General features: G+C 68.8%; 22 protein-coding genes and 1 riboswitch. Of the genes, 13 read left to right on the top strand and 9 right to left on the bottom strand.

Translation table 11 applies throughout. The features are described 5' to 3' along the window. Positions 1-233: 233 nt before the first annotated feature. On the top strand, positions 234-2,789 hold the full coding sequence (locus ABZV91_RS22735) for an ATP-dependent Clp protease ATP-binding subunit (RefSeq protein WP_355245064.1): 2,556 nt from the start codon (positions 234-236) through the stop codon (positions 2,787-2,789). Positions 2,790-2,945: 156 nt separating this feature from the next. Next, positions 2,946-3,587, top strand: a complete 642-nt coding sequence (locus ABZV91_RS22730) for a vWA domain-containing protein (protein ID WP_355245061.1) — start codon at positions 2,946-2,948, stop codon at positions 3,585-3,587. A 9-nt stretch (positions 3,588-3,596) separates the two neighbouring features. On the opposite strand, the gene ABZV91_RS22725 is transcribed toward ABZV91_RS22730, so the two are convergent. After that, positions 3,597-4,706, bottom strand: a complete 1,110-nt coding sequence (locus ABZV91_RS22725) for a histidine kinase (RefSeq protein ID WP_355245058.1) — start codon at positions 4,704-4,706, stop codon at positions 3,597-3,599. A 185-nt stretch (positions 4,707-4,891) separates the two neighbouring features. Here ABZV91_RS22725 and ABZV91_RS22720 point away from each other — a divergent pair, with 185 nt between their 5' ends. Beyond that, positions 4,892-5,347: an SRPBCC domain-containing protein gene (locus ABZV91_RS22720; protein ID WP_355245056.1), complete on the top strand. Its 456-nt coding sequence runs from the start codon at positions 4,892-4,894 to the stop codon at positions 5,345-5,347. Between the two features lie 55 nt (positions 5,348-5,402). Then, on the top strand, positions 5,403-5,846 hold the full coding sequence (locus ABZV91_RS22715; RefSeq protein ID WP_355245053.1) for an OsmC family peroxiredoxin: 444 nt from the start codon (positions 5,403-5,405) through the stop codon (positions 5,844-5,846). A 58-nt stretch (positions 5,847-5,904) separates the two neighbouring features. Here the strand turns inward: ABZV91_RS22715 and ABZV91_RS22710 are convergent, their stop codons facing one another. The 4 genes from ABZV91_RS22710 to mhuD form a co-directional block, all read right to left on the bottom strand. Beyond that, positions 5,905-6,378, bottom strand: a complete 474-nt coding sequence (locus ABZV91_RS22710) for a hypothetical protein (protein ID WP_355245050.1) — start codon at positions 6,376-6,378, stop codon at positions 5,905-5,907. Positions 6,379-6,413: 35 nt separating this feature from the next. Continuing rightward, positions 6,414-7,205 carry a CbtA family protein gene (locus ABZV91_RS22705; protein WP_355245047.1) on the bottom strand — a complete coding sequence of 264 codons (792 nt, stop codon included), beginning with the start codon at positions 7,203-7,205 and terminating at the stop codon, positions 6,414-6,416. Then, positions 7,196-7,390 carry a CbtB domain-containing protein gene (locus ABZV91_RS22700; RefSeq protein WP_355245044.1) on the bottom strand — a complete coding sequence of 65 codons (195 nt, stop codon included), beginning with the start codon at positions 7,388-7,390 and terminating at the stop codon, positions 7,196-7,198. The genes ABZV91_RS22705 and ABZV91_RS22700 overlap by 10 nt, the downstream gene beginning before the upstream one ends. Positions 7,391-7,424: 34 nt before the next feature. Beyond that, a riboswitch (cobalamin riboswitch) is annotated at positions 7,425-7,571 on the bottom strand. Positions 7,572-7,640: 69 nt separating this feature from the next. Further along, positions 7,641-7,955, bottom strand: coding sequence for a mycobilin-forming heme oxygenase MhuD (gene mhuD, locus ABZV91_RS22695; RefSeq protein WP_355245041.1), 315 nt, complete (start codon positions 7,953-7,955; stop codon positions 7,641-7,643). 155 nt (positions 7,956-8,110) lie between these two features. Here mhuD and ABZV91_RS22690 point away from each other — a divergent pair, with 155 nt between their 5' ends. Continuing rightward, positions 8,111-8,881: an alpha/beta fold hydrolase gene (locus ABZV91_RS22690; RefSeq protein ID WP_355245038.1), complete on the top strand. Its 771-nt coding sequence runs from the start codon at positions 8,111-8,113 to the stop codon at positions 8,879-8,881. 20 nt (positions 8,882-8,901) lie between these two features. On the opposite strand, the gene ABZV91_RS22685 is transcribed toward ABZV91_RS22690, so the two are convergent. Continuing rightward, the gene (locus ABZV91_RS22685) at positions 8,902-9,783 is read right to left on the bottom strand and encodes an A/G-specific adenine glycosylase (protein WP_355245126.1); all 882 of its coding nucleotides are present in this window, start codon (positions 9,781-9,783) and stop codon (positions 8,902-8,904) included. Positions 9,784-9,943: 160 nt separating this feature from the next. Between ABZV91_RS22685 and ABZV91_RS22680 the strand changes: the two genes are divergently transcribed. Further along, positions 9,944-10,567: a carbonic anhydrase gene (locus ABZV91_RS22680; RefSeq protein ID WP_355245035.1), complete on the top strand. Its 624-nt coding sequence runs from the start codon at positions 9,944-9,946 to the stop codon at positions 10,565-10,567. A gap of 78 nt (positions 10,568-10,645) precedes the next feature. Next, on the top strand, positions 10,646-11,314 hold the full coding sequence (locus ABZV91_RS22675) for a hypothetical protein (protein WP_355245032.1): 669 nt from the start codon (positions 10,646-10,648) through the stop codon (positions 11,312-11,314). Between the two features lie 6 nt (positions 11,315-11,320). Here ABZV91_RS22675 and radA read toward each other — a convergent pair whose 3' ends face one another. Together radA and ABZV91_RS22665 are read right to left on the bottom strand one after the other, a co-directional pair. Next, on the bottom strand, positions 11,321-12,691 hold the full coding sequence (gene radA, locus ABZV91_RS22670) for a DNA repair protein RadA (protein WP_355245123.1): 1,371 nt from the start codon (positions 12,689-12,691) through the stop codon (positions 11,321-11,323). A gap of 71 nt (positions 12,692-12,762) precedes the next feature. Then, complete coding sequence (locus tag ABZV91_RS22665) at positions 12,763-13,398, bottom strand: hypothetical protein (protein ID WP_355245029.1); 636 nt, start codon at positions 13,396-13,398, stop codon at positions 12,763-12,765. Between the two features lie 481 nt (positions 13,399-13,879). On the opposite strand from ABZV91_RS22665, the gene carD reads away from it, so the two are divergent. The 6 genes from carD (at position 13,880) to ABZV91_RS22635 (ending at position 18,654) form a co-directional block, all read left to right on the top strand. Next, positions 13,880-14,368, top strand: coding sequence for an RNA polymerase-binding transcription factor CarD (gene carD, locus ABZV91_RS22660; protein ID WP_011206964.1), 489 nt, complete (start codon positions 13,880-13,882; stop codon positions 14,366-14,368). Between the two features lie 2 nt (positions 14,369-14,370). Further along, positions 14,371-15,084 carry a 2-C-methyl-D-erythritol 4-phosphate cytidylyltransferase gene (gene ispD / locus ABZV91_RS22655; protein ID WP_355245026.1) on the top strand — a complete coding sequence of 238 codons (714 nt, stop codon included), beginning with the start codon at positions 14,371-14,373 and terminating at the stop codon, positions 15,082-15,084. Then, positions 15,081-15,599: a 2-C-methyl-D-erythritol 2,4-cyclodiphosphate synthase gene (ispF, locus tag ABZV91_RS22650; protein WP_355245120.1), complete on the top strand. Its 519-nt coding sequence runs from the start codon at positions 15,081-15,083 to the stop codon at positions 15,597-15,599. The genes ispD and ispF overlap by 4 nt, the downstream gene beginning before the upstream one ends. Positions 15,600-15,845: 246 nt before the next feature. Beyond that, positions 15,846-17,252: a cysteine--tRNA ligase gene (cysS, locus tag ABZV91_RS22645; protein WP_355245023.1), complete on the top strand. Its 1,407-nt coding sequence runs from the start codon at positions 15,846-15,848 to the stop codon at positions 17,250-17,252. Beyond that, positions 17,252-18,220, top strand: a complete 969-nt coding sequence (rlmB, locus tag ABZV91_RS22640; protein WP_355245020.1) for a 23S rRNA (guanosine(2251)-2'-O)-methyltransferase RlmB — start codon at positions 17,252-17,254, stop codon at positions 18,218-18,220. The genes cysS and rlmB overlap by 1 nt, the downstream gene beginning before the upstream one ends. Positions 18,221-18,378: 158 nt before the next feature. Then, positions 18,379-18,654 (top strand): DUF4190 domain-containing protein, encoded by a 276-nt coding sequence (locus ABZV91_RS22635; RefSeq protein ID WP_355245017.1) that lies wholly within the window; start codon positions 18,379-18,381, stop codon positions 18,652-18,654. Between the two features lie 6 nt (positions 18,655-18,660). On the opposite strand, the gene ABZV91_RS22630 is transcribed toward ABZV91_RS22635, so the two are convergent. Beyond that, entirely contained in the window at positions 18,661-19,470 is an 810-nt protein-coding gene (locus tag ABZV91_RS22630; protein WP_355245015.1) for an enoyl-CoA hydratase/isomerase family protein, read from the bottom strand. Positions 19,471-19,781 lie beyond the last annotated feature (311 nt).

Genomic DNA, 19,781 nt, shown 5'->3' with positions numbered 1-19,781 from the left:
GGGCAAAACCCGAGTGGGAAACCAATCGGTGGGTAAGGGCGTTATGAGTGAATAGGTCTGCCGTCGGGCCGCATCATTAGGGTGGAGCGGCGGCGGCGTAATCCCCTGCCAACTAGAGTGGGAGGCGGGGGCCGCAACCCCTGGCCTTCATGGCAGGCTGAAGCCGACGGTTGTCCACGACACACCACGGCGTCAGCCGGCCATAGAGTCCGGAGCAGGAGAGTGAGGGAGCGATGTTCGAGAGGTTCACCGACCGCGCGAGGCGTGTCGTCGTCCTGGCCCAAGAAGAGGCCCGGATGCTCAACCACAACTACATCGGCACCGAGCACATCCTGCTGGGTCTGATCCACGAGGGTGAGGGTGTCGCGGCCAAGTCCCTGGAGTCGCTCGGTATCTCGCTGGAGGGCGTGCGCAGCCAGGTCGAAGAGATCATCGGCCAGGGCCAGCAGGCCCCGTCCGGTCATATTCCGTTCACCCCCCGCGCCAAGAAGGTGCTGGAACTGAGCCTGCGCGAGGCGCTGCAGCTCGGTCACAACTACATCGGCACCGAGCATATTCTGCTCGGCCTGATCCGCGAGGGCGAGGGCGTCGCGGCCCAGGTACTGGTCAAGCTCGGCGCCGACCTCAACCGGGTCCGCCAGCAGGTCATCCAGCTGCTGTCCGGATACCAGGGCAAGGAGCCCGTGGAATCCGGCGCCCGGGGCGAGGCTGGTACCCCGTCCACCTCGCTGGTGCTCGACCAGTTCGGCCGCAATCTCACCCAGGCGGCCCTGGAAGGCAAACTCGATCCCGTCATCGGCCGCTCGAAGGAGATCGAGCGGGTCATGCAGGTGCTGAGCCGCCGTACCAAGAACAACCCGGTCCTGATCGGCGAGCCCGGTGTCGGTAAGACCGCCGTCGTCGAGGGTCTGGCCCAGGCCATCGTCAACGGCGAGGTCCCGGAGACGCTGAAGGACAAGCAGCTCTACACCCTCGACCTGGGTTCCCTGGTCGCGGGTAGCCGCTACCGCGGTGATTTCGAAGAGCGCCTGAAGAAGGTGCTCAAGGAGATCAACACCCGTGGCGACATCATCCTGTTCATCGACGAGCTGCACACGCTGGTCGGTGCGGGTGCCGCCGAGGGCGCGATCGACGCGGCCTCGATCCTGAAGCCGAAGCTGGCCCGCGGTGAGTTGCAGACCATCGGCGCCACCACCCTCGACGAGTACCGCAAGTACATCGAGAAGGACGCCGCCCTGGAGCGCCGGTTCCAGCCGGTGCAGGTGGGCGAGCCAACGGTCGAGCACACCATCAACATCCTCAAGGGTCTGCGCGACCGCTACGAGGCACACCACCGGGTGTCCATCACCGACGGTGCCCTGGTGGCCGCGGCCACCCTGGCCGACCGCTACATCAATGACCGGTTCCTCCCGGACAAGGCGATCGACCTGATCGACGAAGCCGGCGCCCGGATGCGCATCCGCCGGATGACCGCGCCGCCGGACCTGCGCGAATTCGACGACAAGATCGCCGACGCGCGCCGGGAGAAAGAATCGGCAATCGACGCGCAGGACTTCGAGAAGGCCGCGCGGCTGCGCGACAAGGAGAAGCAGCTCGTCGCCAAGCGGGCCGAGCGCGAGAAGCAGTGGCGCTCCGGCGACCTGGATGTCGTGGCCGAGGTCGACGACGAGCAGATCGCCGAGGTGCTGGCCAACTGGACCGGTATCCCCGTCTTCAAGCTCACCGAGGAGGAGACCACCCGTCTGCTCCGCATGGAGGACGAGCTGCACAAGCGGATCATCGGCCAGGAGGACGCGGTCAAGGCCGTCTCCAAGGCCATCCGGCGTACCCGCGCCGGCCTGAAAGATCCGAAGCGTCCGTCCGGCTCGTTCATCTTCGCCGGGCCGTCCGGTGTCGGTAAGACCGAGCTGTCCAAGGCGCTGGCGAACTTCCTGTTCGGCGACGACGACGCGCTCATCCAGATCGATATGGGCGAGTTCCACGACCGCTTCACCGCTTCGCGGCTGTTCGGTGCCCCTCCCGGGTACGTCGGCTACGAAGAGGGCGGCCAGCTCACCGAGAAGGTGCGCCGCAAGCCGTTCTCGGTCGTGCTGTTCGACGAGATCGAGAAGGCCCACCAGGAGATCTACAACACCCTGTTGCAGGTCCTGGAGGACGGTCGTCTCACCGACGGCCAGGGCCGGACCGTGGACTTCAAGAACACGGTGCTGATCTTCACCTCGAACCTCGGTACCTCCGATATCTCGAAGGCCGTGGGTCTGGGCTTCACCCAGAGCAACGCCGAGGGCTCGAACTACGAGCGGATGAAGCTCAAGGTCAACGACGAGCTGAAGAAGCACTTCCGGCCGGAGTTCCTCAACCGTATCGACGATGTGATCGTCTTCCATCAGCTCACCACCGAGCAGATCGTGGAGATGGTGGATCTGATGATCGCCCGCGTCGAGCGGCAGTTGAAGAACAAGGATATGGCAATCACGCTCACCGAGAATGCCAAGAACCTGCTGGCCAAGCGTGGCTTCGACCCCGTGCTCGGTGCCCGGCCGCTGCGCCGCACCATCCAGCGTGAGATCGAGGACCAGCTGTCGGAGAAGATCCTCTTCGGCGAGATCGGTCCCGGCCAGACCGTCCAGGTCGATGTCGAGGGCTGGGACGGCGAAGGCTCCGGCGAGGACGCCCGCTTCACCTTCTCCCCGAAGGCCAAGCTCACCAAGGAAGACGGCGAGAAGAAGCCCGAGGTCGTGCTCACCGGCGCGTCCGACGGTCCGACCGAAGCCGCTTCCGGCGAGTAGCCGACAGCGCGGTACACAGGGCCTGCCCACCGGTATCACACCGGTGGGCAGGCCCTTTTCCGTATGTGTGGGGTGCAGCCGGTCGGCGAGAGATCCCGGTCGGTGCGCGCGCGTACGGTGGGGGCAGTTCAGTCGATACGAAGCGGGGGTATCACCATGACGAATCCGGATCTCACCACGATCGCGGTCCTGCTCGACCGCTCCGGCTCCATGCAGACCATCAAATCCGACACCGAAGGCGGCCTGGCCGCCTACTTCGAGGAACAGCGGCAGGTGGAGAAGGCCGTGCGGGTCACCCTCGCGCAATTCGACACCGAGTACGAATGCGTGTACTCGAACATTCCGATCGGTGAGGTGCCCCCACCGGTGTTGCAGCCGCGCGGCGGTACCGCGCTCTACGACGCCATCGGCAAGCTGGTCACCGACCTGGGCGCCGAACTGGCCGGGCGGCCGGAAGACGAGCGACCCGGCACCGTGATCGTGGTCGTCCTCACCGACGGGCACGAGAATTCGAGCCGCGAATGGACGCATGCCGCCGTGCGATCGCTGATCGAACAGCAGCAGAACGTCTACAGCTGGGATTTCCTGTTCCTCGGCGCCAATATGGACGCGGTCGAGATAGGCAGCGCTCTCGGCTTCGCCCCGCAGCAGTCCATCACCTACGGGGCGGCCCCGGCGGGTGTCGCCGGGGTGTTCCGGGCGGCAGGGGCGTATTCACGGCGTCTGCAGGCCCCGGCGGGCTCGGCGCGCGCGGCCGGGTTCACCGAGCAGGAGCGCCGTGAGGCGAAACCGGGCTGAACCGTGCGTTCACTCGGGCGCGGGCCCCGGATCGGCCGGGCCGCCGGTGCCGCCGCGTGGTTCGGCGGTCACCGCTACCGTGGGCGCCGCTTCGCGGGAGGTACTGTGGCCGCTTTCTTTGCGGGCTCGCGGGCGCGCATCCGGGTCGATCGCGATCCGCAGCGGGCGGCTCGGTAGCCGCGCCGCGACCCGGTAGCCGCCGCTGGGTTTGGGGCCGGCGGTCAACGCGCCACCGAGCGCATGGGTGCGCTCTCGCATAGCGATGATCCCCATCCCGCGGGTGGGGCCGGCGTGTTCCGGCTTACCGGTGGGGCGGGTGTTGTCGACGGTGAGATCCACCGAGTCGGCGGAGTAGCGCACCGTGACGGTGGCCTCGGCGCCCGGGGCGTGGCGTACGACATTGGCCAGGGATTCCTGGACGATCTGGGTGGCGGCGTCGTCGATCGCCGCGGGCAGGGAATCCGGGGTGCCGAGGACTCGGGTGTGCACCGTCAGCCCCGCCAGCCTGGGCTTGCGCAGGAGTTCGTCCAGGTCGGACATGGTGGGATCGGGTTCACGAGGTGGTGGGGGCGGCGCTTGCGCGGCGGCCGGTGGGCGGCCGCCGCCTCCGTTCCCGGGCGACCGGTCGGTACCGGGCCGGTCGCGCCGGGCGAAACCGCCGCGGCGGGAACGTCTCGCCCGGTCGCCCGCGGCGAAGTCTTCGCCGCGGGTGGGGCCGTGGTCGTGGGAGGGCTGCGCCGGTGTGCCGGACACGGACTCCACCGACTGGATCGCGTGGCGCAGTGCCTGCACATCCTCGAGCGCATTGCGGCTGGTGGTCTTGATCTCGGCGACCGTACCCGCCGCTTTCGCGGACTTGGCCTCCACTTGCTGGAGAGCCATGCCGGCCTGCACATTGATGAGCGAGAGATTGTGGCCCACCACATCGTGCAGTTCCCGGGCGATCAGTAAGCGCTCCGTGCCGACCTCGAGTTCGCGCTGCTGCCGCGCTACCGTGCGTTCGGCGGTCGTCAGGGCCTGCCGGGTCTGTGCGAGCAGGCGGCGGTGCCGCAGCACTTCGAACAGCGCCGCGGCCAGCGCGACCCAGCCCAGTAGTCCGACCATCTGCCAGCTCGTCATCCTGGACTCTCCACCTGCACCACCCTATTCGCCTGCTGTGCTCGGTCGTCGGCGCACACCCGGAATCCCGGTGCCGCAATGGTATTCCGCGCAGGAACGCGCCGGTTCCGGGTGGGCCGGTCGGTAGCGGCGCGTGATCCCCGCATCTGCGGCAGTACCCGCGCCTGCGCGGGTATGGTCCAGTGATGGTCGACCAGCAAGTGCGTGTACCGGACCTGTCCACACGGCCGTACGAACTCACCGTGGAGCGGGTGATGACCGCTGCACCCGCACTCCTCTACTTGGCGTGGACCCAGGGCTTCGATATCTGGCTCGCGGAACCGTCCTCGGTGCGAATGCGGCCCGAGGTGAACGAGCCCTTCTATTTCGAGACCCGGGAGGAGGACGGGAAATCCCGGCCGCATTACGGTCGTTTCCTCCGTCTGGAACCGGGCCGGCTCATCGAATTGACCTGGGTGACCGGTGCCGGCGGCACCGAGGGCGCGGAAACGGTGGTGCGCGTGGAGTTCGTCAAACAGCCCCGTGGCATCCGGTTGCGGTTGCAGCACAGCGGGTTTGCCGACGAAGCGGCCCGTGACCGGCATCGGGCGGCCTGGCCCGCGATACTGGCCCGCCTCGATGAACGAACTGCGACGAGCTGAGGGTACGAGTAGGTTCGACTCCGACTCGCAACGAATAGTCTTCGAAAGGATCGTGATGCCCACACGTACCGCGCGCACCGCATGGACCGGTGGTCTGCAGGACGGCTCCGGCCAGGTCGAGCTGGTCAGCTCGGGGGTCGGCAAGTACGAGGTGTCGTTCCCGAAGCGGGCGGCCGACGATGCCGACGGCACGACCAGCCCGGAGGAGCTGATCGCCGGAGCGCATTCGTCCTGCTACGCGATGGCGCTGTCGAACGAGATCGCTCAGGTCGGCGGTACCCCGCAGAGCCTCGACGTCTCGGCCGCGGTGACCCTGGGCCCCGACCCGGCGGGCGGTTTCCGGATCAGCCGGATCGCCCTGACGGTGCGCGGCCGGGTGTCCGGGCTCGACGAGGCGGGTTTCGCGGCGGCCGCGGCCGCGGCCAAGGCCGGATGCCCGGTCAGCAAAGCGCTGGGCGGAGTGGACGACATCACCCTCGACGCCGCCCTGGAATCCTGAAACGCCTGTCCCGGGCCCCGATCCGGGCCCGGGACAGCGCACGGCCCCTACCCGAGCCTCACGGTGTCGTGCCCGCTCGGAACCAGGCCCGGGCGCCCGGTGTGTGCATGGCGGGGATCGCGAGGGTTACCGCGCCGAGGTGGCCGACCCGGGTGAGCGCCACGGATACGGTCGTGGCGCTCATATCCGCGAACACACCGGTGCCCCCGTCCATGAGCATTCGCACGGGCTCCACCAGCAGTGAAGCCGTACCGAGCACGCCTATCCCGACGGTGAGCAGATTTCTGGCCCAGCGCTCGCCCCGCAGCATTCGCCACGCGACAACGAGGACCACCAGATAGATCCCGCTGCGCAGCAGCCAACCGCCGGTGAGTGCGCCGATATTCGCGGCGTCGCCCAGCAGCGCACCACGGATCGCGGTTTCGGCGATACCGAAGCCCACGGCCGCCACCAGCGCGATGAAGGCGGTGGTGACGGCCGCGGGCCGCTGAGCGAGTGGGTTGTCCCGGTGGGCGAGTGCAGTGTCGGTCATACGACGACCCTGCCCGGCGACTATCGCGACCCGGATCAACCTGCCGTAGCAGCGGTCTCCGCTACCCGGGTACCGCCGCGGTCGCTCCACTCGGTGAGCGCCGCGAAAGCCAGACCCATACCGACCCACAGCGTGGTCGATACGGCCAGCGACGCCGCGCGGAACTCCCACAGCAGCGTGGCCGGGAAGTCGGCCCCCACCTCGTTCACCCCGGGCAGCAGAACGTAGCCGAGGGTGACGATCAGTACGAAACCGGCCACGGCCGCGACGAGCCGGAGGGATTCGGGCCGCGATCGCAGTGCTCTCCACAGGGACACACCGGCTGCGACGGCCACCAGCCCCAGCAGAACCGCGGCCACCCAGAGCAGTGTGCGTTCGTTGATCGTTTCCGGATCACCGACGGCCGGTGGGTTGGCCGGATATTCGAAGAACGGTACGGCCACCACCGCGACCCAGCCGGCCAGACCGAGCCCGAGAACGAGCCGATGGCCGGGCAGGGCGGTGAACCGCCGGGCGTAGTGCGCCGCGGTCGCGACGATCGCCCCGAAGGCCATCCCGGCCAGCGCACCGGCCAGGAACTGCCCGAACTTCTGCCACGGCCGGCTCACCTCGGCCTCGTCGCCGTGTGCTGTCTCTCCGTGCGTATGTCCGGTGCCGGAGTCATGGGCATGGTCGGGAACGGGAGCCGCGGCCTCCTCGATGGCGATGGCGGCATCGACCTTCGGTTCGCCGACGAAATGACCGACGACACCCGCGAGGAGACCGGCGATCAGACCGGCGAGCAGACCACGGAGCAGCAGGGCACCGAAAGATCCGCTCAATGGCACGGGACACCCAGCAGGTGGCGCCCGTCGTGCATCAGCTCGTGCAGGAACATGCCACCGCGCGATATGGCGCCCTGGTCGAATCCGACCAGGTAGAGCGTCAGCAGTGCCAGCGCGACGACGCCGACGGTGATGAGCACGGTCGCTGCTGTATCGGTAGCCCTGCTCGGAACATGCGCTATGGCCATGGTGGATCCTCTCATCCGGATGCTCGCGTCCGGTTCGCGAGTTGTGCGCAGGTGCGGGTGTCTGACTCTGCCCACCCTCCGGGGTGGACATCACAGTGGCGCGACCGCTCCGGGTTCTCACCGGATTACCGCATCACCTCCGCTTTCACTTGAAACTGTGACACCGGCTGTTGCCGGTCGTCAATATGCGGCGAACAAGCGCTGGCCACGCCTCCGGGGTCGGTGGCGTGGCCAGGGTGTGGGGGACGGGTCAGGAAGCGGATTTACCCGCTACATCGAGTACGACCTCGAATTCCAGCAGCGATGCGCCGGTGGCGACGGGCTTGTTCTGCTGTCCGGCATGTGCCTCCTTGGCGGGACCGTCGCGCCACGCCGTGAAGGATTCCTCGGAATCCCACTGGGTGACCACGAAGTACCGGTTCTCGCCGGCCGTGGGCCGCAACAACTGGAAGCCGAGGAACCCGGGGGAGTTCTCGACCGCGTGCGCGCGATGGGCGAACCGTTTCTCCAGCTCGGGTCCCGCGCCCTCGGGGACTTCGATCGCATTGATCTTCACAACAGGCATACCTCGAGCTTAGGTACAGCGGGGCCGGACGGAACAGTGCCGCACGCCACAGCGGGACGAGCGTGCGGCGACCGTGCCACGCCCGGTGGCGCCCACGCCGGTCTGTGGAGGGTTGTGCATAAACTCTGTGGAGGGTTGTGCATAAACTCGGCCCCGTGTTGCACGACGAAGGTGGGGCAGGGGTCCCGATACTGCTGCTGCACGGGTTGATGGGCAGCGCCCGCACCTGGCAGGGCCAGGTCCGGTGGTTGCGCGAGCACGGCCGGGTTTTGACCTTCGACGCCGCCGGACACGGGCGCCCCGCTCCGGCCGAACTCACCACCGACGCCTTCGTCGCCGATCTGGCCGCAGCCACCGCGCGGATCCCCGAGCCGATGATCGTGATCGGGCATTCGATGGGCGGCCTGCACGGCTGGATGTTCGCCGCCGCGTATCCGGGCCGGGTGCGGGGGCTGGTGGTCGAGGATATGGCGGCCGATTTCACCGGTCGTACCGCCGCCCACTGGGCCGCGATGGTCGAGGCCTGGCCGCAGCCGTTCGCGGACGAGGCCGCCCTGGTGGCGTACTTCGGTCCCGTCGCCGGTCGCTACTTCCGTGATTCCTTCCGGCGGGACCCGGACGGTTACCGGTTGCACGGCGAGGTGGCCACCTTCCGCGATATCTCGGAGGAGTGGGGTACTCGGTCGTTCTGGACGGAGTGGGGGAGGCTCACCGTGCCCACCCTGCTGATCGAAGGCGAACACACCATCACCCCGCCCGGGCAGATGCGCCGGATGGCCGGACTGCATCCGGCCGCCGAGCACGTCCTGGTTCCCGAGGCCGGACACCTGGTGCACGATGATCAGCCGGAACGCTACCGCGCCGAGGTCGAGCGTTTCCTCGCTCGCGTGCTGCGCGAAGCGCCCGAGACCGCCGCCGGGGTCTGAGCGCCCCGGCCGGGGGGCCTTCAGCCCTCTCCGGCGAGGGCGAAGCGTCCGTCGTCGGTCTGTTCGATCAATCCGTCCACCAGCAGCGAATCCAGTGCGCGGTCGCGCTGGCCGGGGTCCCGGGTCCAGGCGAGGTCCAGCCGGACGCGTTCCACCGGCGCGTGCGCCGCCCGCAACACATCGAGCAGACGTCCCCGCGCCTGCCGATCGGTGCCCTCGTATTTCTGGCTCCGGCGCGTCGACTCGGCCACCGGCCGGCCCGCCGTGACCCACGCGCAGCGCGGCAGCGGGCAGCGAGTGCAGTCCGGCGTCCGCGCGGTGCACACCGTCGCGCCGAGCTCCATCAGGGCCGCCGAGAACACCGCGGCGCGGTCGATCCGGCCGGGCAGCAGGGCCTCGGTCTCGCGTAGATCGCGCGCGGCCGGATTCCCGGCCTCCCGTCCGTGCACGGCCCGGGCCACGACCCGGCGAACATTGGTGTCCACCACCGGGACTCGCTGCCCGTAGGCGAAACAGGCGACCGCCCGCGCGGTGTAGGCGCCGATACCGGGCAGCCCGAGCAGCACCTCGACATCGTCGGGCACCTGGTCGCCGTGCTCGGCCGCCAGGACCCGCGCGCATTCGTGCAGGCGCAGGGCCCGGCGCGGATAGCCGAGTTTGCCCCACGCCCGCAGCACCTCGCCCGCGCTCGCCGCCGCCATGGCCGAGGGCACCGGCCAGCGCCGCACCCATTCCCGCCAGATGGGTTCCACCCGCGACACCGGTGTCTGCTGCAGCATGATCTCGCTCATCAGGATCTGCCAGGCGCTCACCCCGGGCCGCCGCCACGGCAGGTCCCGGGCCGTGCGGGCGTACCAGTCGATCAGCGTGTCGGAGTCGATCGCGCCGGGTTCGATCGCCACGGCACCGCGCCCGCCCGAACCCGATTTCCCGATACCTGCGCTGCTCACCGACCCGCTCCGTTCACCTCACCGTGCAGTTCCACCGGTTCGGCGTGGATGGACGCCGCGCTGTAACGGGACGGAAGCAAGCGCGCACATCAAATCGTGCAGAATGGACACCATGCCTCAGTCCAACCCGGTAAGTGCCTGGAAGTCGCTGCGCGAAGGAAACGAGCGCTTCGTGAACGGCACGCTGCTGCATCCTAGCCAGGGAGCCGCCGATCGAGCCAAGCTCGTCGGCGGCCAGCATCCCACCGCCGTGCTGTTCGGGTGCGGGGATTCCCGTGTCGCCGCGGAACTGATCTTCGATCAGGGTCTCGGCGATATGTTCGTGGTGCGCACCGCGGGCCATGTCATCGACGCGGCGGTGCTCGGATCCATCGAATACGGCGTGGGTGTCCTCGATGTACCGCTGATCGTGGTGCTCGGGCACGACAGCTGCGGCGCGGTCAAAGCGACCCTGGATGCGCTGGACGGCGGCGAGGTGCCCGGCGGCTTCATCCGCAGCATCGTCGAGAAGGTGACGCCGTCGATGCTGATCGGGCGCCGCGAAGGACTCGAATCGGTGGACGAACTCGAGGCCCGTCACGTGGTGGAGACCAGCCGCCTGCTGATGGAGCGGTCGATGATCGTGTCCGAGCGGGTCGCGGCCGGTAAATGTGCGATCGCCTGTGTGACCTACAAACTCGTCGACGGCCGGGCACAGCTACACCGGGTGGTCGGTAATATCGGGGAGACCGTCTGACAGGTGGCCCGGCCGTCGGCGCCACCTTCGGGTGTGCCGTTGACGGCCGCCGCCGCCCGCTGCGCTTACCGTTGACACGTGTTGGAACCGACAGGACCGTTACCGCCGGAGATCTACTGGCGGCGTCGTGTGTTCGCCATCGGCGCGCTCGTGGTCGCGCTCGCGGTGGTGATCTGGCTGGCCGTCACCGTCTCCCGCGGCGGTGATTCGCCCGATGCCGCCGCGGCGGCATCGACCTCCGAGACCACCGAGCCGGCCACGAGTTCGGCCTCGTCGTCCAGCACGGCGACCGGCACTCGTGCGTCCGGTACGGCATCCGGTACGCGCAGTACCGAACCCGCCCCGGCGGCCTCCGGTCAATGCGCCGACCAGTCACTGGCCATCAAGGTGTCGGTGGGGCAGCCCACCTACCAGACGGGTGAGGAACCGGTGTTCGGGATCGTGATCACCAATATCTCCGGTGCGCCGTGCACCCGGGACATGGGATCCGGGTTGCAGCGCGTATCGGTGCATTCGCTCGACGGCGGGCGGCAACTGTGGGCGAGCACGGACTGCTTTCCCGACGGCGATCCGGATGTGCGCACCCTGGACCGCGGTGAGCAGGCCGCGTTCACCGTCACCTGGACGGGCGCGACCTCGCAGCCGGAGTGCGCGGGGGAGCGGGTGCAGGTACCCGCCGGCGCCTACAACGTGGTGGCGCAGATGGGTTCGGTGCGCAGCGCGCCCGAACCCTTCAACATCGCCTGAGCGGAGTCACTTCTTCGTCAGGCCGGCCAACCGCAGCGCACCGCGCAGGCTGGACGCTTCGTGCAGGGTCATCGGCGTGGCCTTGCCGTCGGTGCCCGGCGGAACCACCGCGGTGGTGAACCCGAGCCGTTCGGCCTCGGCGAGCCGGCGGGTCACCGAGGTGATCCGCCGGACTTCCCCGGCCAGTCCCACTTCGCCGAGGATCACCCACCCGGGTGGCAGTGCCGTATCGCGGGCCGCGCTGGCGATGGCGAGCGCGACGGCGAGGTCCGCGGCCGGTTCGGTGAGCCGCATACCGCCCACGGTGGCGGCGTAGACGTCCTGTTTACCGACATAGACACCGCACCGGCTCTGCAGCACCGCCAGCACCATGGCCACCCGGTTGTAATCCAGTCCACTGACGGCCCGGCGGGGCGCCGGAGCCTGCGTTTCCACCGTGAGCCCCTGCACCTCGCCGACCAGCGGCCGCTTCCCGTCCATCGCGACGGTGACCGCCGTACCCGGCACCGAATCCGCGCGATGGTGCAGGAAAAGCCCGGAAGGATCTGTCACACAGGCGATTCCGTCGTCGTGGAGTTCGAAACAACCCACCTCGTCCGCACTGCCGAACCGGTTCTTGATCCCGCGCACCATCCGCAACGTGGTGTTCTTGTCGCCCTCGAACTGCAACACCACATCGACCAGGTGTTCCAGCGTGCGCGGCCCGGCGACCGCACCGTCCTTGGTGACATGTCCCACCAGGAGTACGGCGATACCACTCGCCTTCGCCAGCGACGTCAGCGCCGCGGTCACCGCGCGTACCTGGGTGACACCGCCGATCACCCCGTCGGTATCGGCGGCCAGCATCGTCTGTACCGAATCGACCACCAGCAGTGTGGGTTTCACCTGATCGACATGCCCGAGTACCACCGACAGATCGGATTCGGCGGCCAGATACACCCGGTCGTGCACCGCACCCGTCCGGTCGGCGCGCAACCGCACCTGCCCCGCCGATTCCTCCGCGGTGACGTAGAGGGCCCGTTCGTCGCGCTGCCGCGCCCAGCGGTGTGCCACCTCGAGCAGCAAGGTCGATTTACCCACCCCCGGCTCGCCGGACAGCAATACCACCGATCCGGCGACGATCCCGCCGCCCAGCACCCGGTCGAGCTCGGAAACCCCCGTCGGCCGCGCCGTCGTCGTCTGTGAATCGATCCGGGAGATCGGCGCCGCCGCGGTGGTCGGAAGCATGGCCTTTCGCCCCGGCCCCGCCGCCGCGGCGGCCACCGGCATCGCCTCGTCCACGGTCCCCCAGGACCCGCAGCCGGGGCATTTACCGACCCATTTGGCGACCTCGTGCGCGCACTCCGAACACCGATAGACGGCTTTGTTCTTGGTCACTGCCACAGCCGCACCCTACGCAGCACTGCCGACAGTGTTCATTCGCGACGCCGTGGTCGGCGCCGAAGGGCTCAGTGCCCGCCGGCCGAGCCCGTGGTGCTCTTGGAGAGTTCCGATTCGTGCCGAGGCGCTGCCACACCCGCATCGACCGGCACCTGGACCAGAACGTTCCCGTTGTTCTTGAAGTTGAAGGTGACCTCGTAGGTGAGGCCCGGGATGATGTCCCGGGTGAGGCCGGTGATCTCGATGCGGGCCGCTGTGGTCTCGCCACCTTCGGTCTTGATCGTTTCGCCGCTGGTGTGGGTCTCCGCCCCGGCCTGCGGGGTGGAGACGACGACCGTTTCGGAGGGGGCGATCTCGAGTTTGCCGCCTTCACCGGGAGTGATCTGGACGTTCCCGAGGTCGGTGGTGACGCCGGTGAGTTCATCGGCGCCCACCGCGCCGGTGTTCACGATCGACAGCGCGAGCGCGGCCTTGCCGCCGGCGGTGTGGGTGGTGGTGCCGTTGCCCGGGAACACGATGTGCACATTGCGCAGGGCGATATCGCCGGCGTTGGCCGTGTTGCCGTTGATGGCGGCGACCTGTACGGCGGTCTGCGAGATCTGGCCGGCGCCGCAGCCGGACAGGACGAGCGCCGCACCGGCGGCGAGCGCGGCGGCCGCCACCATGCGGCGCCGCCGGGTCGGGACCGGGCCAGCGGCAGTCACAGCAGTCAGGGCAGTCACGGGTTGTCCTCCATGTCCGAGTGGGCGCACTCCAACTAGGCACTGTAGTAGTTGGGTTCGGGCCCGGGACGCACCGGGCGGTGTCAGGGGGGATTACATGCCGGGCGGTGTGTGATTTGTCGCACGTCACGGCGTGTCCGGTGGGTCGGGGATCGTAGTCTCGGGCGCCATCCCGGTTCGTGTTGTGAAACGGCTCGCCGACCGGTGTCGTGGCGGTCCCGGGACGTCGCGCTGACCGGTAACGATCGGGCCTCCGCGACCCGCTTGCGCCGCCGCGCGGAGTGGGTTTTCATATGCCCTCGAAGGGCCCGTGCCCGACACTCGTTCGGGCACAACGTAATGCACACCAAACTCGTCCTGTCAAGCCCCAGTGCCTGGTCGTTGTGGCCCTGACCTGCGCAGTTGATCGCGCCGTTATCGAGTCGCGTGTTAAACTGTGAACATCGAAAGGGGCACGGGACACATGATTTTTAAGGTCGGAGATACCGTCGTTTATCCCCATCATGGGGCGGCTTTGATCGAAGCTATCGAGACCCGCACCATCAAGGGTGAGCAGAAAGAGTATCTGGTCCTGAAGGTCGCACAGGGTGACCTCACTGTTCGGGTTCCCGCGGAAAACGCGGAATATGTCGGCGTCCGCGATGTAGTGGGCCAGGAAGGCCTGGATCGGGTCTTCCAGGTGCTGCGTGCGCCGCACACGGAAGAGCCCACCAACTGGTCCCGCCGTTACAAGGCCAACCTCGAGAAACTCGCCTCCGGCGATGTGAACAAGGTGGCCGAGGTCGTTCGCGATCTGTGGCGCCGGGAACAGGATCGTGGCCTGTCCGCGGGCGAGAAGCGGATGCTGGCCAAGGCTCGGCAGATCCTCGTCGGGGAGCTCGCGCTCGCCGAGGGCACCGATGACGGCAAGGCCGAGACGCTTCTCGACGAGGTCCTCGCCGCGGCTTCCTGATCGTGCACAGAAGAGACGGTCCCGGCCGTGGCGCCGGTCCCGTCACCGCACTGGTTCCTGCCGCCGGTCGTGGCGTGCGCTTGGGTGCAGGCATACCCAAAGCGTTCGTCCCGATCGGCGGCATACCCATGCTCACACTGGCCGTGAACGGGCTGGTGGCGGCCGCGGTTGTCGACGAGATCATTGTGATGGTGCCCGCCGAACACGTCGACCGGACGGCAGCTCTCCTACCCCCCGATGCTCCGGTGCGGATCGTGGTCGGCGGCGCCGAGCGCACCGATTCGGTACGCGCCGGCCTCGCGGCCGCCGGTGATACCGCGTTTTTCCTGGTGCACGACGCGGCCCGTGCGCTCACTCCGCCCGCCCTGATCGCCCGGGTGGTGGACGAACTGCGCGCCGGTCATCCCGCGGTCGTGCCCGCGCTGCCGGTGGTGGACACCGTGAAAACCGTCGATCACGGCGGGAAGGTCACCGGGACACCGGATCGCGGCGTATTGCGCGCCATCCAGACTCCGCAGGGCTTCGCCGCGCGGGCGTTACGGGCCGCCTACGCCGACGCGGGTTCGGCGACCGATGACGCCGGCCTGGTCGAGCGCCTGGGCGTCGAGGTGCGCACCGTCGCCGGCGACCCACTGGCTTTCAAGATCACCACCCCCCTCGATCTGCGTCTGGCCGAATCCCTGCTCGCCTCGAACCCGGCGGTGACGTCGTGCTGAACACGCGGGTGGGAATCGGCACCGATGTGCATCCGATCGAGCCGGGTCGTCCCTGCTGGATGGCCGGATTGCTGTTCGACGGCGAGGACGGTTGCGCGGGCCACTCCGACGGTGACGTCGCCGCACACGCCCTCTGCGACGCCCTGTTGTCCGCGGCGGGCCTGGGGGACGTGGGCTCTGTCTTCGGCACCGGCCGGCCGGAATGGGCCGGGGTCTCCGGGGCCGCCATGCTGAAAGAAGTGCGCCGGCTGCTCGACGACGCCGGATATGCGGTCGTCAACGCTGCCGTTCAGGTGATCGGCAACCGCCCGCGGATCGGTCCGCGGCGCGCCGAGGCCCAGCAGGTGCTGGGTGATCTGCTGGACGCGCCCGTATCGGTGTCCGGCACGACCAGTGACGGCCTGGGCCTCACCGGGCGTGGTGAGGGGATCGCCGCGGTCGCGACCGCGCTGCTGCACTGTCCCGGGCGGCCGAGTGGACAGCCCGGAGACGGTGGCGAGGTGCGACCGGCATAGGGCCCGCGAGGCCGCTCGCTCGGTGCGGTGGCCCGGCGCCGGGGCCGATCCGGTCTGTGATCGGTTCGAGCCGGTGAGCCGCTCACCGCGACAACTGTCGACCGTGAACGCGCAGCAGTGGAATACCGAAGTTCCCACGCGCGGCCGAGCCGACTGCCGGTGCACCGGGCCGCACCGCTACCCTGCCCATATCCCCCCTGCACCAAATCCGAGTGCAATCCATACACGAAACTAGGATCGACTGCCGTGACGCTGCGCCTGTTCGACACCGAGACACGGACCCTGCGTGATTTCACGCCGCTGGTACCCGGCCACGCCTCGGTGTACCTGTGTGGGGCGACCGTGCAGGGGCTACCGCATATCGGTCATGTGCGCAGCGGCGTGGCCTTCGACATTCTGCGCCGCTGGCTGACGGCCAACGGCTCCGATGTCGCGTTCATCCGCAATGTCACAGACATCGAGGACAAGATCCTCACCAAGGCGGCCGCGGCCGGCCGGCCCTGGTGGGAGTGGGCGGCGACGCACGAACGCGCCTTCGATCAGGCCTATCGGCAACTCGGTGTGCTGCCGCCGTCCGCCGAACCGCGCGCGACCGGCCATATCACCCAGATGGTCGAACTGATGCAGCGCCTGATCGACCGTGGGCACGCCTACGCCTCCGCGGGCAATGTGTATTTCGATGTCCGCAGCTACCCGGAGTACGGGCATCTGTCCGGGCACCGGCTCGACGATGTGCACCAGGGCGAGAGCGCCGGCCTCGGCAAACGCGACCCCCGTGATTTCACGCTGTGGAAAGCCGCCAAACCGGGAGAGCCGGCCTGGCCGTCGCCCTGGGGTCCCGGGCGGCCCGGCTGGCATCTGGAATGCTCGGCCATGGCCGAGTTCTATCTCGGGCCCGAATTCGATATCCATTGCGGCGGAATGGACCTGGTGTTCCCGCACCACGAGAACGAAATCGCGCAGTCCAAGGCGGCCGGGGACGGTTTCGCGCGGTACTGGCTGCACAACGGCTGGGTCACGATGGGCGGCGAGAAGATGTCGAAATCGCTCGGCAATGTGCTGTCCATTCCGAATGTGCTGAAATCGGTGCGCGCGGTGGAATTGCGTTTCTACCTGGGCAGTGCCCACTACCGGTCGATGCTGGAATATTCGGACAAGGCGCTCAACGACGCCGCCCAGTCCTATCAGCGGATCGAAGCGTTCGTGCAGCGGGTGGCCGAACGCGGCGGGGATATTCCGATGGGTAAATGGACCGACGGATTCGCCGCGGCGCTCGACGACGACCTCGGCGTGCCGAAGGCGCTCGCCGAGATCCATCACGGCGTGCACGAGGGCAACCGCGCCCTCGACGCCGGGGTGCTCGACACCGCCCGCGAACACGCCGGGCAGATCCGTGCCATGCTCGATGTCCTGGGTGTGGACCCCCTCGACCCGCACTGGCACGCCGCCGCCGACCATTCGGCCGCCGACGCCGCCCTGGACGTACTGGTGGGCGCCGAGCTCGAACGGCGGCAGCAGGCCCGGGCCGCCAAGGACTGGGCGACGGCCGACGCCGTCCGCGATCGGCTGCAAGCGGCCGGAATCGAAGTAACCGATACACCCAACGGTGCCGAATGGTCCCTGGGCGCACCTACCCCTGGAAAGGCGGGCTGATGGCCGGCAATTCACAACGTCGCGGTGCGATCCGTAAAGGCGGCACCAAGAAGGGGGCTGTGGTCGGGTCCGGCGGCCAGCGGCGGCGCGGGCTGGAGGGCCGCGGGCCGACGCCCCCGGCCGAACAGCGCACCAAACATCCGGCGGCGCGTCGCTCGGCGGCGAAAGCCAAAGCCGCGCAGAACAATCCGCCCGGCCGCGGGCGTCCCGCCGGGCGGCGCGGCGACGACGGACCCGAACTGGTGCTGGGCCGCAATCCCGTGGTGGAGTGTCTGCGCGCCGGGGTCCCGGCCAGCGCACTCTATGTGGCGGTGGGTACCGAGAACGACGAGCGGCTCACCGAGAGCGTCCGGCTCGCGGCGGATACCGGCATCTCCATTCTCGAGGTGCCGCGCACTGATCTGGACCGGATGAGTTCCAACGGCCTGCACCAGGGCCTGGCGCTACAGGTGCCGCCCTACCGGTACGCCCACCCCGACGATCTGCTGGCCCGGGCGAAGGGATCCGCCGAGCCCGCGCTGCTGGTGGCGCTGGACAATATCTCCGATCCGCGCAACCTCGGCGCCGTCGTCCGGTCGGTCGCGGCCTTCGGCGGTCACGGCGTGGTGATCCCGCAGCGCCGCAGTGCCAGCGTCACCGCGGTGGCGTGGCGTACCAGCGCCGGCGCCGCCGCCCGGATGCCGGTCGCCCGTGCCACCAATCTCACTCGTACGCTGAAGGATTGGGCCGCCACCGGTGTCCAGATCGTGGGTCTGGACGCCGGCGGGGATCTGTCCCTGGACGATTTCGACGGCACCGCACCGACGGTGATCGTCGTCGGATCGGAGGGCAAGGGGCTGTCACGGTTGGTCCGGGAGACCTGCGATTCGGTCCTGAGCATCCCGATGGCGGGCCCGGTGGAATCACTGAACGCCTCCGTCGCCGCAGGCGTGGTGCTGGCCGAAACAGCCCGGCAGCGCCGGGCCTGAACGCCCGGACCCGGGGCCGGTCCGGCCCGGTCGCTGGGCCGTGCCCGCCGCCGCGGCACGGCGATCGGGCGTGTCGGAGCGGCGGTCAGCGAGCGGTTCGGGAGTGAATCCGCCGCGCCCGGACCGCAAATCCGGCACAGCACCGTAGAATTCGTCATGTGGTGATACCCAACGCGCCCATCGGTAAGCCGGTAGAGCACCCGCATGCGACGGCGGTGCTGTTCCTCGGTGCGCTCAGCGTGCTGTGTTGCGGGCTGACCGGGCCGGTGGCCTGGGCACTGGGTAAACGCGCACTCGATCAGATCGAGGAGTCCGGTGGCGCGTACGGAGGCCACACGCAGGTCGTCGTCGGCTTCATCCTGGGCGTGATCGGCACCATCCTCATGGTCGTGATGGCGGTGCTGTTCCTGGTGGTCCTGCTCGGCGGCGGCTGAGCGGGGTCAGTCCAGGCTCTGCTGCCCGGACCATTTCGTACGCGCCCAGCTCGGCCATTCGTCATTGATCGATCCGGACCACGAAGGCTGCCGGCGCTCCCGGAAAGCCGACATCGCCTCGCCGGCATCCCGGCCCTCGGCGATGTGCTCGTTCAGATCGGCCTCGAGCCGTGCGACCACGTCGGGTTCCAGCTCGACCCCCTCCCACAGCAGCCGTTTGGACAGCGCGGCGCTCAAGGGCGCCGAACCGCCCGCGATATCGTGGGCCACCGCCATCGCGGTCGGTATCACCTCCGCCGCGGGCAGACAGGCATTGGCCAGGCCCATGGCCCGGGCTTCCGCCCCGTCGAAGGTACGGCCGGTGAGCAGGATATCGGCGGCATTGGCCAGCCCCGCCAGCCGCGGCAGCGTCCAGTGCACATAGCCGTCGGCGAGGACGCCGCGCCGGACCTGGCTCAGCGCGTAGACCGCGTCGTCGGCCATGTAGCGCAGATCGCACTGCAGCGCCAACGCCAGCCCGGCCCCCACCGCATGCCCGTTCACCGCCGCGATCACCGGTTTACGCACTCGGAACGGCGGTGGATCGATACTCGCGCTCACCTCGCCCACCCGGTCGGAGAGATCGGCGCCCGCACAGAAAGCGGGCGGGGTACCGGTGATCACCACCACCCGGATCGCGTCCTCGGCATCACACCGCTTCAGCGCGGCACCCAGCGCCTCGGTCATGGCATGGTTGAAGGCGTTCTGTTTCGCCGGCCGATTCAACGTGAGGACGGCGATGCCCGCTGAGACATCGACGAGCAATTCCGAACTCATGGCTCGGATGGTAGCCGTGTTTGTGGCGCGCCGGCGCGCGCGGGGGGTTGGGGGTGCGGAGTGGTAGGGCGGAAGGTGGGAGGTGCGGGCTCGCTCTTGGAGGCGCTGAGTTCGGAGCGCCGGCCGTGGGATCGAGGTGTGGGCTGGTTTGTGGAGGTGGGGGTGTGGGCTGGTTTGTGAAGGCGGGGGGCGTGGGCTTGCTCGCGAAGGTGCTGTGTTTTTTGGCGCGCCTTCGGCGCGCGGGGTCGAGGCCCCCTTGTGTCTCGCCGTTTCGGCCTCGAGACTTGCGCTTCGCGCGGCGCTTTCGAGGC

This window comes from Nocardia sp. NPDC004568, assembly GCF_040609955.1.
Classification (GTDB): domain Bacteria; phylum Actinomycetota; class Actinomycetes; order Mycobacteriales; family Mycobacteriaceae; genus Nocardia.
This window is presented reverse-complemented; position numbering and strand designations above follow the sequence as displayed.

Excerpts from the sequence above, each read along its gene's own strand:
- ABZV91_RS22735 (WP_355245064.1), top strand. The coding sequence starts at position 234 with ATGTTCGAGAGGTTCACCGACCGCGCGAGGCGTGTCGTCGTCCTGGCC.
- ABZV91_RS22730 (WP_355245061.1), top strand. The coding sequence starts at position 2,946 with ATGACGAATCCGGATCTCACCACGATCGCGGTCCTGCTCGACCGCTCC.
- ABZV91_RS22725 (WP_355245058.1), bottom strand. The coding sequence starts at position 4,706 with ATGACGAGCTGGCAGATGGTCGGACTACTGGGCTGGGTCGCGCTGGCC.
- ABZV91_RS22720 (WP_355245056.1), top strand. The coding sequence starts at position 4,892 with ATGGTCGACCAGCAAGTGCGTGTACCGGACCTGTCCACACGGCCGTAC.
- ABZV91_RS22715 (WP_355245053.1), top strand. The coding sequence starts at position 5,403 with ATGCCCACACGTACCGCGCGCACCGCATGGACCGGTGGTCTGCAGGAC.
- ABZV91_RS22710 (WP_355245050.1), bottom strand. The coding sequence starts at position 6,378 with ATGACCGACACTGCACTCGCCCACCGGGACAACCCACTCGCTCAGCGG.
- ABZV91_RS22700 (WP_355245044.1), bottom strand. The coding sequence starts at position 7,390 with ATGGCCATAGCGCATGTTCCGAGCAGGGCTACCGATACAGCAGCGACC.
- mhuD (WP_355245041.1), bottom strand. The coding sequence starts at position 7,955 with ATGCCTGTTGTGAAGATCAATGCGATCGAAGTCCCCGAGGGCGCGGGA.
- ABZV91_RS22680 (WP_355245035.1), top strand. The coding sequence starts at position 9,944 with ATGCCTCAGTCCAACCCGGTAAGTGCCTGGAAGTCGCTGCGCGAAGGA.
- carD (WP_011206964.1), top strand. The coding sequence starts at position 13,880 with ATGATTTTTAAGGTCGGAGATACCGTCGTTTATCCCCATCATGGGGCG.
- rlmB (WP_355245020.1), top strand. The coding sequence starts at position 17,252 with ATGGCCGGCAATTCACAACGTCGCGGTGCGATCCGTAAAGGCGGCACC.
- ABZV91_RS22630 (WP_355245015.1), bottom strand. The coding sequence starts at position 19,470 with ATGAGTTCGGAATTGCTCGTCGATGTCTCAGCGGGCATCGCCGTCCTC.